The sequence below is a fragment of the Nocardia sp. NPDC051750 genome (assembly GCF_044453135.1).
Taxonomy (GTDB): Bacteria; Actinomycetota; Actinomycetes; order Mycobacteriales; family Mycobacteriaceae; genus Nocardia.
The window spans coordinates 934,453-947,047 of the sequence record NZ_JBITCK010000003.1; the positions used below are offsets into that span (position 1 = coordinate 934,453).

Here is a 12,595-nt window from a genome sequence, read left to right on the forward strand (position 1 = left end):
AATCGGCATTTCACAATACCGTGGATCAGGAGTAATGATGGATGTCGTGGTCACGCGCCCCGGCTGGCTCGAAGGAGCACTGGATGTCCACACACATCGCAACGCCGCGTCGCAGAGTGGTCGCCCCCGGCCCGGACCGGGCGGCCCGTCGCGCCCGTCTCCGCGCGGTCGCCCGGTGACCACCTCTGCGAAAGGATTGTCCGGAATGTATGAATTGGACGAGGACGAAGCGGCCATCGTGGCGCTGGTAGCGGAATTCGTCGATCGCGAAGTCGCCCCCGTCGTCCGCGAACTCGAGCACAGCAACACCTACCCGGAACAACTCATCGAGCAGATGAAGCGGATGGGGATCTTCGGGCTGGCGATACCCGAACCGTGGGGTGAGGCCAGTGTGTCGGCGCCCTGTTACGCCGCCGTCACCGAGGAACTCGCGCGTGGCTGGATGAGTCTGGCCGGGGCGATGGGGGGACACACGGTTGTCGCGAAACTGTTGCTGGCGTTCGGAACTCAGGAACAGAAGGACCACTACCTGCCGCGGATGGCGACCGGTGAAATCCGCGCCACCATGGCGCTGACCGAGCCCGGTGGCGGTTCGGACCTGCAGGCGATACGTACGTGGGCGAAACGCGACGGCGACGACTACGTGATCAACGGCGCCAAGACCTGGATCACCAATGCCCGTCGCTCCCAACTGGTCGCGTTGCTGTGCAAGACCGATCGCGACGCGGTACCCGCGCATCGTGGCGTGAGCATTCTGCTGGTGGAGCACGGGCCCGGCTTCGGGGTGTCGCGGGATCTGCCGAAGCTCGGCTACAAGGGTGTGGAGAGTTGCGAACTGAATTTCGCCGACTTCCGGGCCCCGGCGAGCGCGCTGCTCGGCGCCGAGGAAGGACACGGATTCGCGCAGATGATGCGCGGATTGGAAATGGGCCGTATTCAGGTGGCCTCGCGCGCACTGGGCGTCGGCCGTGCCGCGCTGGAGGATTCGCTGCGCTACGCGCAGGAGCGCGAGAGCTTCGGCCGTCCTATTTGGGAGCATCAGTCCATCAGCAACTACCTTGCGGAGATGGCGACCAAACTGACCGCGGCCCGGCAGCTGGTGATGTATGCGGCCCGGCGCTACGAATCCGGGCAGCGCGCCGATATGGAAGCCGGGATGGCGAAGCTGTTCGCCTCCGAGACCGCGATGCAGATCGCGCTCGACGCGGTCCGGATCCACGGCGGTTACGGCTATTCCACCGAATTCGATGTCGAACGATATTTCCGCGACGCCCCGCTGATGATCGTCGGTGAGGGCACCAACGAGATCCAGAAGAACGTCATCACCCGCCAGCTGATCAGGCGCGGCAAGGAGCGCGGATGACCGGCGCACCGCCCCGGGCCGGTAGGGAAGGGTTGGGCGTATATCCACTCGAGGGCATCACGGTTGTCGCGCTCGAACAGGCTGTCGCGGCACCGTTCGCCACCCGCGGGCTCGCCGATCTCGGAGCCCGCGTCATCAAGGTGGAACGGCCCGGCGCCGGTCGGCGAGTGGATGATGCAGCCGACGTACTTCTCCGTCTACGGGCAGCAACCGCCACGCCGCACCAGAGCCCGCTATGCCTCGATCGCGCCCTACGGTCGCTATCGCTGCGGTGACAAATCCTCGGTTTTCCTGAGTGTGCAGAACGACCGGGAGTGGTCCCGGCTGTGCGGTGTCGTACGCGGCCGGAACTGGCCGATGATCCGCGCTTCACGCACAACACCGACCGCGTCGCCCACGACGACGAGATCACAGTCGTCCTCGAGAACGTGTTCGCCGCATACACCGCAGACGAAACCGTGGACATTCTCGACGGTGCCGGGATCGCCTGCGCCCGGCTGCGCACCCCCGCCGAATTCGCGGCGCACCCCCAGTTGGCCGCCCGCGACCGGTGGCGCGAGATCGACACACGGGGGGAGCGGTCCGGGCGCTGCTGCCGCCGGTGACAGTGGCCGGCCGGGAGGCGTGGATGGGGTCGGTGCCGCGGCTGGGTGAGCACAATGAAAGCATCACGGCCGAATTCGCCGGTGGGAAGGAAGGTGTCGCGTGAACGATATCGCCGAACGGTCCGAGGTTCTCGTTCGCGGCCCGGCCGAGGGGCCGGCTGCTCTCCTCGGCGTGCCCCTGCCCGACACCGAAACGGGCCCACCGCCGCTGTGGTGCCCGACCGGTACGGCCGGCAGACCCGCCACCGGCCCGCTCACCACGATATGAGTGAGCCCGCCGACGGTGTCACGTCCGGTCCGGCGGTGCGGCTCGCCGACGGCACGACTGTCGCCTGCCAAGTGAGCGGCCCGGCGACTGCTCCGCCGTTGCTGCTCCTCCCGGGCCAGGCGAATTCCCATCGATGGTGGGACGGCCTTCGGCCCGGCTTCGCCCGGCATTTCCGCACCATCTCCTTCGACTACCGTGGAACCGGCGACACCGTGGCCGGCGACACGGACGGCCCGGAGTGGACCACCCGGCTCTTCGCTGCTGACGCCCTCGCTGTCCTCGACGCCCTGCACTGTCCATCCGCTCGTGTCTATGCCACCTCCATGGGCGGCCGGGTCGCGCAGTGGTTCGCGGCCCTGTACCCCGAGCGTGTCCACCGCCTGGTGCTGGCCTGCACCTCGCCGGGCGGAGCCGCCGCCCGCGAGCGGGGGGCCGAGGTCCGGCGGCTGCTCGCCGACCCGGACCCGCACACCAGACGGACCGCTCTGCTGGAGTTGATGTACACACCCGCATGGACTGCCGCGCCGTCACGCCGCTCGACCCTTCTCGGCGATTCGCGAATGACCGCGACCGCTGCGCGGCGGCATCTGCGCGCCAGCAACGGGCACGACGCGTCCGAGGTGCTCGGCGATATTCACGCACCCACCTTGGTGTTACACGGCAGCGACGACCGCATGGTGCCCGCGCACAACGCGAGTCTTCTCGGCGATGCCGTACCGCGTGCCGTCGTGGAGATCTTCCCGGGTGGGCGGCACGGCTTCTTCGACGAATTCCCGGCTGTCAGCGATAGGGTGACCGAGTTCCTGCTGTCCGATCGATAAGGCGCATACTCGTGCTACTGCCCTGGATCCGGCGACCCATGCGTAGTGACGGTTCAGGGCTCGGTGATCGGCGCATGGACAAGCTTGTCGGGGAGCAGTAGAACAGCGAGCCGCTCGAGGAGTTCGGCCGCTTCGCGGGCCGCTTCGGGGTCCCGCCTGCTGATCGTCGACCTCGGTCAGCGGGGCCGTGCGCCTCGGAGGAAGAGGCGCACGGCATGTTCGAGGTGTCGTTTCTCCTGCTGCTCGGACCGGTAGAAACCGAAATCTGCCAGTCTGCCGGGAACCAGTTCCACCATCGCCAGGAAGTGCTCGGCCGCCAATTCGATATCGTCGAGCTCCACTTCGCCCGCCGCCGCGCCACGACGCAGCACCTCCACCACGGCTCGCTGCCGGCCGGACCACATCATGGAGTCCGCGGTGACGGCGAATTCGGGGAACCGCGCCGATTCGCTCATCGCGATGCGGGTCAGGCGCACGTTCTCCGGGTTCACCGCGCGCTGCAACGCGACGCGGCCGATCTCGAGCAGTGCGGTCTCGATGTCTTCATCGCCTACTACGGCTTCGTGGTCCGATGCCTCGTATCGTGAGAGGGCCCAGGGGATCACCTCGGCGAAGACCGCACGCTTGTCGGGATAGCGTGCGTACAACGAGCGCTTGGTGATACCCGCGGCCTTGGCGATCGCCTCCATGGTCGCTCCGGCGTACCCGAACTCGAGAAATATCGCGACAGCGGCCTCTCGGACCGTTCGGTCCAGCATCTTGGCCTCGGCATGAGTAGGTCGCCCCCGTCTGGTCGTCGACATCCGATAAATATACCACCCAGGATATTTATCGCGTTGGTGCGATGGTGTCGGGCCCGGTCGTCCGGACTGTTCGGTGCGACCGGGAGTTGTGTCGCGAGGGGTGGGAGAAATCGGATTAAGTATACGCCGAAGGGTATTTATGGATACCCTGAAAGCCGTTGACGCTGTAGTTCCAGCCCGGCGGCCCGTGCGGTCGACGACGAGAGAGAAACATGACTGGCGCAAACCGTTTCGTGCCCATGATCTACGACGGCGGCAAGGAGGCTGTAGCGATCGGCCGTGCCCGCGTGTGGCGTCGTGGGTCCCGTATGCGGATGGTGGTGCTCGCGGCCAATGCGAGCGACGCGGTGCGCGGAGCGGGGGGCTGGCTGTTCGACCGGTCGATGGCCGGCTGGGATATCACCGTGCTCGCCGACAGCATGACCGATTCGCGATCGGTGCGAATCCTGGGTGCCGACGCCCGGGACCTGTCGTCTGCACTCGGCCCCCGCGTTCGGGGGTCACAGCCGCAGGCGCTGGCGGTTTCCTCGGCGTTGCTCGCAGGGAACGCCCGGGTGCGCGATGAAGTACTGGGGGTCCTCGATCGCGGCGTCACCGAGGTAACGGTCTGGGGGCGCGGCCGACCGGCCGCACTGGAGGGCCGCATGGGATCGACCGCCCATCGGCTGAGCCGGGCGGCGTGGGTCTTCAAATGTCACGCGCTGCACGCCACCGGCGCGGTGGGTGCGGACGTGTCACTGACAGAGTCGTTCGGCACGAACCACTTTCAATGGTGTGACCGCAGCTGCCGGGACTTCGGGCCCGTCCGTTGAAGACCTCCGACACCGCCGGTGAATGTGGTGGGCAGGACGCTACCGGTCGGTGCGGCCGTCGACGATGACGTCGGTGGACGCTTCGATCGTTTTCACGATCGTGGTGAAATCCGACTCTGCGCCTTGATCGTCCAGAGTCTTCTCCCACAACCCGGCGACGGCGCTCGCCAACTCGGCGGGAGTTCCCAGCGCCAGGGCCTCCTGGAGGTAGAGTCGCACATCCTTGACCATCAAACCCGTGGCGAACCCGAAATCGAAGGTGCGGGGCAATACCGCACGGGGGAACTTGTCACGGCTGGCGTGGGTGGCGCCGGACCCGGCGTTGAGCACCTCGATCATCACCGCCGGATCCAGTCCGGCCTTGACGCCCGTCACCATCACTTCCGCGGTCGCGGCCAGCGTCGTGGCAGCCATCAGGTTGTTCACCAGCTTCATCGTCTGTGCGGCACCCGGCTGGGCACCGACGAAGATCGTCCGGCCCAGGAGGTCGAGAACCGGTTCGGCGACGGCGAATTCGCCAGGGGGCCCGGACACCATGATCGCCAGTGAACCCGCGCGGGCTCCGGCTACGCCGCCGCTGACCGGGCAGTCCAGCGCCGCGATGCCGCGCTCGGCCAAGAGCGTCGAAATCTGCTGTGCGGTGCGGGCGCCGATGGTGGACATGTCGAGGAAGCGCCGCACCCGCTCGCCTTCGATGACACCGTCGCTCATGGTGGCTACATCCAGAGCTGCCTGCTCCGAGGGCAGGCTGGCGAGGACCGTCTCGGCGCGGTCGGCGACATTCCGAGGGGAGAGGGCGGCCTCGGCGCCGAGCGCGACCGCGCGCCGGGTCGTCTCGGCGCTGACGTCGAACACCACGACCCGGTGACCGGCCTGCAGCAGCCGCGTGGCCATCGGAAAACCCATGTTGCCCAGGCCGATGAACCCGATACACACGGTGGTCACCTGCTCTCGTCGAGGTCGGCGAACGCTTCGCGGGCCACGCGGAAACTGTCCACCGCCGCCGGTACCCCGGCGTAGATCGCGACCTGCATGAATATCTCCCGGATCTCGTCGCGGCTCACACCGTTGTTGAGCGCTCCTCTGACGTGGGTACGAAGCTCGTGCGGCCGGTTGAGCAGCGCGATCATCGCCAGGTTCAGCATCGACCGGGTCTTCAGCGGCAAACCGTCGCGACCCCACACCGCGCCCCAGCAGTACTCGGTCACGAGATCCTGTAGGGGGCCGCTGAAGTCGTCGCCCGCGGTATTGCGGACGTAGGATTCACCGAGCACCTGAGTGCGGATCCGCCGGCCTTTGTCGTAGGTCTCCTGGTCCATGAAACCCTCTCTCGCAAAACTGTTCGGGTGTCGGGACACCTGCCGCTGTCCGGCAGGTGTCACAGCTTGATCACCACGGTCTTGGTGGCCGTCATCGCATCGAGGGCATCGAGGCCCTTTTCCCGTCCGTATCCGGACTTCCGGAAGCCGCCGAACGGTAATTCGACTCCGCCGCCCGCGCCGTAGGTGTTGACGTAGACCTGGCCCGCGACGATATCGGCGGCCAGGCGGTGCGCTCGCGAAAGGTCTCGCGTCCACACTGCGGCCAGCAGGGCGTAGTCGGTGCCGTTAGCCAGCGCCAGCGCCTCCTGCTCCTCGGTGAACGTATTGACGGTCAGGACCGGCCCGAATATCTCGTCCTGGGCGATCGGCGCCGTGGGGTCCACGCCGTCGATGAGCGTGGGCGCGAAGAAGGCCCCGTCCGACAGGCCGGGAACGTTGGGCGGACCACCGCCGCAGAGGATCTCACCCTGCGTGACCTCGCTCAGCATGGAGGTGACCCGGGTCTGCTGTGTGCGTGAGATCAACGGTCCGAGATCGGGGTCGTCGAGGCCGCGCCCGAGACGTACACCGGAGAAACGGTGTAAGACCTTTGCTACGACGGCGTCGTGCACCGATGCCTCGACGAGCAGCCGGGACCCCGCTGAGCAGGTTTGTCCGGCGTTCTGCAGGATCGCCTTGGCGACGGTGTCCGCGGCGGTATCCAGATCGGCATCGCCGAACACGATCTGGGGTGACTTTCCGCCCAGCTCCAGCACTGCCGGCACCACCCGATCCGCTGCCGCGTGGGCGATTTCGGAGCCGACGCGTGTCGAACCGACGAAACCGATCGAGTCGACCCCCGGATGCGCCGCGAGTGCGGCACCGGCCTCGGCGCCGATACCCGTCACAATGTTCAGTACCCCGGCGGGTAGCCCGCAATCGAAGGCCAATTCGGCCAGGGCGACCGCGGTGCGCGGGGTTTCGTCGGCGGGTTTGGCGACTACGACATTTCCCGTGGCGATCGCCGGGGCGACTGCGCGCGACAGCAACTGCATCGGATAATTCCAGGCCAAGATGTGCCCGACAACGCCCAGTGGCTCGCGGCGGGTGTAGACGTGCAGATCGTCGGCCAGCGGGATGCTGTGCCCATAGTAGGTGTCGATCGCATGGGCGTAGAAGCGAAAATACCGGGCCGATACGGTGATATCCGCGCGGGCTTGGCTGAGCGGTTTTCCGGTGTCCTGGCACTCGTAGCGGGCCAATTGTTCGTGCTGGGCGTCGATCGCTTCCGCGATGCGACCGAGAACGGTGGCCCGCTCCGCAGGCGGGGTTCTGCGCCACGTCGCCAGCGCCTTCCGGGCGGCACGAACCGCTCGATCCACTTCGTCGGCTCCGCCCCGGGAGGCGGCCCCGAGAGGCTGCGACGTGGACGGGTCGACGATGTCGTACGTGTCGGCGGATACTACGGAACAACCGTCGATGAACGACGAGGCCACATCCATGGATCACCTCTAGACCTCTTCGAAACGGGCCGTGCGATATGCACCGCCTATCCATAAGTACCCATATGCGTATACTTTGTCAACGGTCGAAGGCGGGCAGGCCGTCCGGCTCGTGTCGTGGCGGTCCTGTCGGAGGGTGGTGCCAGACTCGGGAATGTGAGATGGGCGGTGGCGGACTCGGGCGACGGGGGTGCGTACCTGTGTCCACTCGGTCCGGACGGCCGGCCCGCCGGAGCGGTGGTCTCCGAGCGCTCGCTCGCCGAGGCGGTGCGGTCACGCCCCGAGGTCGAGCGGTGGGTGTGGCGGTCCACCGCCGGAATCTACCGATCCCTGCTGGCGGCGGGCGTGCGGGTCGAGCGCTGCTACGACGTGGAGGCCGCGGAGGCCCTGCTGATCGGGTACGAGGAGGGACAGTCGGGGCAGCCCCGTTCGCTGGCGGCCGCGTGGGCTCGCCTGCGGAATTTGCCTGTGCCGCCGGACGCGCCCGCGCGGGCTGCCGAGGTCCAGCCGTCGTTGTTCGAGTCCGGCCCGGTCCCACTGCCACCGGGCACCGACGAATTCACGGCGTTGCTGGAGGTCTACGCGGGTCAGGTCGCCCGGACGGCGGCCACCGAGTATCCGGAGCGGATGCGGCTGCTGCTCGCCGCCGAATCGGCGGGCATGCTGGTTGCCGCGGAGATGTCGCGGTCCGGGATACCGTGGCGCGCGGACGTCCACCGCGAGTTGCTGGACACGCTGCTGGGTGAGCACTTTCCGGGCGGGTCGCCACCGCGCCGGATGGTGGAACTGGCCGATGACGTGTCGCGAGCTTTCGGCGACGGGGTGCGGGTCCGTCCGGACTTGTCCGGCGATATCGTCAAGGCCTTCGCCCGCGCGGGGATCGAATTGTCCTCCACACGGAAATGGGAACTCCAGCAGATCGATCACCCCGCGGTAGCGCCACTACTGGCCTACAAGTCGCTGTACCGCCTGCACACCGCACACGGTAGGTCCTGGCTCGACCAGTGGGTACACGGCGGCCGCTTCCGCCCCGAATACCTGCCCGGCGGCACGGTGTCCGGCCGCTGGACCACCAACGGTGGCGGCGCTCTGCAGATCCCGAAAGTGATCCGCCGGGCGATCCGTGCCGATCCGGGCTGGACCCTGGTGGTCGCCGACGCCGACCAGATGGAGCCGCGGATCCTGGCCGCCGTCTCGCGCGATCCGGGGTTGATGGAGGTGGCCGGCCGGGGTGCGGATCTGTACGCGGATCTGGCGGCCCGTGGCTTCGCCGGTGACCGCGGGCAAGCCAAACTCGCCCTCCTGGGCGCCATTTACGGCCAGACCTCCGGCGATGCCCTGACCCATCTGGCAGGTCTGCGCCGGCGTTACCCCGCCGCCGTGGCCTATGTCGACGACGCCGCGCGTGCCGGTGAGGAGGGCCGTCTGGTCCGCACCTGGCTCGGCCGGACCTGCCCGCCGGTCTCGGTCGCCTCGTCGGACGAGGAAGATCTGTCCCGGGCGAATCGCAGCGAGTACGGCACCACGTCGGCGGCGCGTGCCCGCGGCCGCTTCACCCGTAACTTCGTGGTGCAGGGCAGCGCCGCCGACTGGGCCCTGCTGGTCCTGGCGGGACTGCGTCAGGCACTGTTCCGTGCCGGTTTCCGCGCTGAGCTGGTGTTCTTCCAGCACGACGAGGTGATCGTGCACTGCCCGTCGGAGGAGGCGGCGCGGGTCGCCGAAATGATCGCCACCGCGGCCGATACCGCTGGTCGACTCGTTTTCGGGCCGACACCGGTGCGGTTTCCCTTCACCACGGCGGTGGTGGAGTGCTACGGGGACGCCGAGTAGAGACCCGAAACCGTTGGCCACGCAATGCAACCCGGGCTTTCGCCTTGCTAGTTTGTCAGGGCACCGAATCCGGACCGCCGGCGCGGACCGATTCCCACAGGACAGAGAAGAAGGCCGATGCCGGAAAAGAACTATTCGTCCGACCGCCACATGGTCGGGCGCGCCATTGCCGACATCACCGGAGAACCGGCCGAGGTCGGCATGCTCGGCTACGGCAAGGCCGATCAGAAGACCACCGGAATCCACCTCCGTTTGCGCGCCCGGGCTTTTGTCTTCGTGGATCCGCTCGTCGATCGGCGGGTGTTGCTGATCGTGACCGACCTGCCGCTGATCTTCTCCAGCATCACCCAGGAGGTGCTGCGCCGCCTGGCTCAGCGCTTCGGTGACACCTATACCGAGTCCAACGTGATGCTCACCGCGACCCACACCCACTGCGGGCCAGGCGGCTATTCGCATCACCGGCTGTACAACGGCTCGACCGGGTTCCGCCCCGCAACCTTCGCGGCGATCGTCGACGGCATCGTCGAGGCGGTCGAGGGAGCGCACGAGGATCTCGCGCCGGCCACCCTGCGCCTGGCGCACGGCGAGCTGCGCGACGCCAGCGTCAATCGCTCGCGGGCGGCTTTCGACCGCAACCCGCAGGAGGACAAGGAATTCTTTCCCGACGCCATCGACCCGCAGACGACCCTGCTGCGCATCGATCGCGAGGGTGAACCGGTCGGTGCGGTCAACTGGTTCGCCACGCACGGCACCTCGATGACCAACCGGAACACGCTGATCAGCGGCGACAACAAGGGATACGCGGCCTATCACTGGGAGCATCTGGTCGAAGGCGTCAACTATCTGGCGGATCCGGATCCCGATTTCGTCGCGGCCTTTGCGCAGACCAATGCCGGGGATATGTCGCCCAACCTGGACGGCAGCCCCGGTCACGGCCCGACCGGCGACGAGTTCGAGAACACCCGGATTCTCGGCCTGGGGCAATACGAGGCCGCGGCGAAACTCGCCGCCGAGTACATGCCGCGAATGGCGGGCACCATCGATTACCGCTTCGTGTATGTCGATCTGTCCGCGGTGACCGTGTCGGCGGAGTACACCGGAGACGGACGCGAGCACCGCACCGGCCGGCCTGCCGGGGGAGCGGCCGCCTTCGCGGGCGCGGGATACGACGGACCCACCCACTGGAAGACCTTTCACGAAGGCCGTAATCCGGGCTGGGATTTCCTGTCCCGGCTGGCGTACCGGTTCGCGCCCACGTTGCGGGATACGCAGGCGCCCAAGGCCATCGTCGCTCCGGGCGGACTGCTCAACCGGTTCCGGCCGTATGTGCAGGAGATCGTCCCGGTGCAACTCATCCAGATCGGGGAGCTGTATCTGCTCGGAATTCCGGGCGAGGTGACGATCACCGCCGGCCTGCGGTTGCGGCGCACGGTAGCGGCCGTGGTGGGCGCCGAACCGGCCGACGTACTGATCGCCGGATACAGCAACGCCTATTTCCATTACGTCACGACTCCCGAGGAGTACGACGTACAGCACTACGAGGGGGCGAGCACCCTGTTCGGCCGATGGCAGCTGCCGGCCCTGCAGCAGGTCGCGGCGCAGCTCGCGACCGCGCTGCGGGACGGCGGCACCGTACCGTCCGGACCTGCGGCGCCCGATCTGTCGGAGCTGTGGAAATCCTCGAAAATCACTACGCCCCCGGACTTTCCGCCGGTGGGTCGGCAGTTCGGCGATGTACTCACCGAGCCGTCGCCGGCCTATCGCGCCGGGGAGCAGGTAAGCGTCGAATTCGCCGGCGCGCACCCCAACCACGACCTCCATCGCGGCAGCACGTATCTCATGGTTCAGCGGCACGACGGTGCGCGCTGGCGCACGATCGCCGACGACGGCGACTGGGAGACCACCTTCAGCTGGGCGCCCGGGCCGGCCTCCAGCTCGCGCGTCACCATCGTCTGGCACAGTCCCGCCGACGCACCACCCGGCAGCTACCGGATCCGGTACTTCGGCGACGCGGTGGAATCGGGCCGCGACCGTGCCCCCATCAGCGGGACTTCACCCGAGTTCCGGATCCACCATGAGGACCACGGCAACTGATCACCTCTCTCCCGGCCGGACTCGCTCACCGGCCACCTCGGCAGCCGGATATTCGATGCGGCGCGCCGGGGGGTTGTACACGGCGGCGCTCGCCCGGTGACCGGCACGTGCCCGCGCATCTTCCTCAGCCGGCGGTCCCTGCCCGCGCGTGGATGATTGCGGCCAATTCGGCCGGGCGTTCCTCCGGAACCCAGTGGGTGGCGTCCAGGATTTCGTGGCCGAACGGCCCGGTGACGTATTCGGCTGTCAGTTGGGCGCCCTTACGCGCGATGAACACGTCTCTGGTGCTCGATACGTGGGTGGTAGGTGCGCTGACTTTCTGCCCCGCCCGCCGCCGGTCGACGATCGGCATGGCGCGGTACCAGTTCAGGGCGTAGTGCAGGGCGCCGCCGTCGACGATATCGCGGCGCACCCGGCCGAACTGTTCGTCGTCGAACCCCGACAGGGCCGCCGCGCGCCGTCGCAGCCCGGTATCGCCGGCCGAGCCGGCCGCGCGGAACGCGGCGGACAGTACGACCTCCGGGATCCAGGGCACCTGGAACAACGCCATATAGCAGGTGCGCAACGCCTGACTACTGCGCACGAGCGACCGTGCGAAAGCCATGGGATGCGGTACCGAGACCGAGGTCAGCGTACGGACCAGGTCCGGATGCCGCGCCGCGGTAGCCCATGCGACGGTCGATCCCCAGTCGTGCCCGACGAGATGCACGGGTTGGTTGCCGAGGGTGGTGATCAGCGCCGCCGTATCACCGGCCAGCGCGCTGATCCGATACGCGTAACGCCCGCGGGGGCGGGCGCCGGGCGAGTATCCGCGCTGGTCCGGGGCGATCGTGCGGTAGCCGCGTTCGTGCAGGAACGGCGTGAGGCGCGACCATTGCGCGGCCGTCTGCGGGAACCCGTGCAACAGCACGATCGGGGTGCCGTCGAGCGGTCCCTCGTCGAGCACATCGAAGGTGAGTCCGTCGTTGACGAACGATGTCAACCGTGTCCCCGGGGGCCGCTCGGGCGGTGTATCGGACTGCATGGTGAAACGCTACGGCAGATCGCCTCGCGCCGCCCGGATCCGTGCGACCGGATCACGAGAGCGCAGCACCCGTTCACGCTTTCGCTCTGCCCCGGTGGACGATCAGGCCCACCAAGCGTTGCGCCGCGGAAGAAGGCCGCGGCCTCGTACCACGACCGCTTCGGCATCCACA

Annotated in this window: 11 protein-coding genes and 1 pseudogene; 7 read left to right on the forward strand and 5 right to left on the reverse strand. The window is 67.8% G+C overall.

All coding sequences use genetic code 11. The annotated features are described in order from the left end of the window. Window positions 1-205 precede the first annotated feature (205 nt). From ACIA75_RS17495 to ACIA75_RS17510, 4 genes and pseudogenes are all read left to right on the forward strand, one after another. Complete coding sequence (locus ACIA75_RS17495; protein WP_397104946.1) at window positions 206-1,363, forward strand: acyl-CoA dehydrogenase family protein; 1,158 nt, start codon at window positions 206-208, stop codon at window positions 1,361-1,363. Then, window positions 1,360-2,072, forward strand: a pseudogene (locus ACIA75_RS17500) (CoA transferase). Before ACIA75_RS17495 ends, ACIA75_RS17500 begins: the two are co-directional and overlap by 4 nt. Beyond that, window positions 2,069-2,236, forward strand: a complete 168-nt coding sequence (locus ACIA75_RS17505) for a hypothetical protein (protein ID WP_397104949.1) — start codon at window positions 2,069-2,071, stop codon at window positions 2,234-2,236. Before ACIA75_RS17500 ends, ACIA75_RS17505 begins: the two are co-directional and overlap by 4 nt. After that, entirely contained in the window at window positions 2,233-3,057 is an 825-nt protein-coding gene (locus tag ACIA75_RS17510; protein WP_397104952.1) for an alpha/beta fold hydrolase, read from the forward strand. The genes ACIA75_RS17505 and ACIA75_RS17510 overlap by 4 nt, the downstream gene beginning before the upstream one ends. Window positions 3,058-3,233: 176 nt before the next feature. Here the strand turns inward: ACIA75_RS17510 and ACIA75_RS17515 are convergent, their stop codons facing one another. After that, complete coding sequence (locus ACIA75_RS17515) at window positions 3,234-3,860, reverse strand: TetR/AcrR family transcriptional regulator (protein WP_397104954.1); 627 nt, start codon at window positions 3,858-3,860, stop codon at window positions 3,234-3,236. 212 nt (window positions 3,861-4,072) lie between these two features. On the opposite strand from ACIA75_RS17515, the gene ACIA75_RS17520 reads away from it, so the two are divergent. Continuing rightward, on the forward strand, window positions 4,073-4,672 hold the full coding sequence (locus tag ACIA75_RS17520) for a hypothetical protein (RefSeq protein WP_397104956.1): 600 nt from the start codon (window positions 4,073-4,075) through the stop codon (window positions 4,670-4,672). A gap of 39 nt (window positions 4,673-4,711) precedes the next feature. Here the strand turns inward: ACIA75_RS17520 and ACIA75_RS17525 are convergent, their stop codons facing one another. From ACIA75_RS17525 to ACIA75_RS17535, 3 genes are read right to left on the reverse strand one after another with little or no spacing between them, the layout of a single operon-like run. After that, window positions 4,712-5,608 carry an NAD(P)-dependent oxidoreductase gene (locus ACIA75_RS17525; RefSeq protein ID WP_397105374.1) on the reverse strand — a complete coding sequence of 299 codons (897 nt, stop codon included), beginning with the start codon at window positions 5,606-5,608 and terminating at the stop codon, window positions 4,712-4,714. 5 nt (window positions 5,609-5,613) lie between these two features. Beyond that, a complete protein-coding gene (locus ACIA75_RS17530) occupies window positions 5,614-5,991 on the reverse strand; it encodes a carboxymuconolactone decarboxylase family protein (RefSeq protein WP_397104959.1) in 378 nt (125 codons plus the stop codon). Window positions 5,992-6,050: 59 nt separating this feature from the next. After that, window positions 6,051-7,475 carry an aldehyde dehydrogenase family protein gene (locus tag ACIA75_RS17535; protein WP_397104961.1) on the reverse strand — a complete coding sequence of 475 codons (1,425 nt, stop codon included), beginning with the start codon at window positions 7,473-7,475 and terminating at the stop codon, window positions 6,051-6,053. Window positions 7,476-7,631: 156 nt separating this feature from the next. On the opposite strand from ACIA75_RS17535, the gene ACIA75_RS17540 reads away from it, so the two are divergent. After that, window positions 7,632-9,305, forward strand: coding sequence for a bifunctional 3'-5' exonuclease/DNA polymerase (locus ACIA75_RS17540; protein ID WP_397104963.1), 1,674 nt, complete (start codon window positions 7,632-7,634; stop codon window positions 9,303-9,305). 117 nt (window positions 9,306-9,422) lie between these two features. Next, on the forward strand, window positions 9,423-11,399 hold the full coding sequence (locus ACIA75_RS17545) for a neutral/alkaline ceramidase (RefSeq protein WP_397104965.1): 1,977 nt from the start codon (window positions 9,423-9,425) through the stop codon (window positions 11,397-11,399). Between the two features lie 124 nt (window positions 11,400-11,523). Here the strand turns inward: ACIA75_RS17545 and ACIA75_RS17550 are convergent, their stop codons facing one another. Next, on the reverse strand, window positions 11,524-12,423 hold the full coding sequence (locus ACIA75_RS17550; protein ID WP_397104967.1) for an alpha/beta fold hydrolase: 900 nt from the start codon (window positions 12,421-12,423) through the stop codon (window positions 11,524-11,526). Window positions 12,424-12,595: the final 172 nt, after the last annotated feature.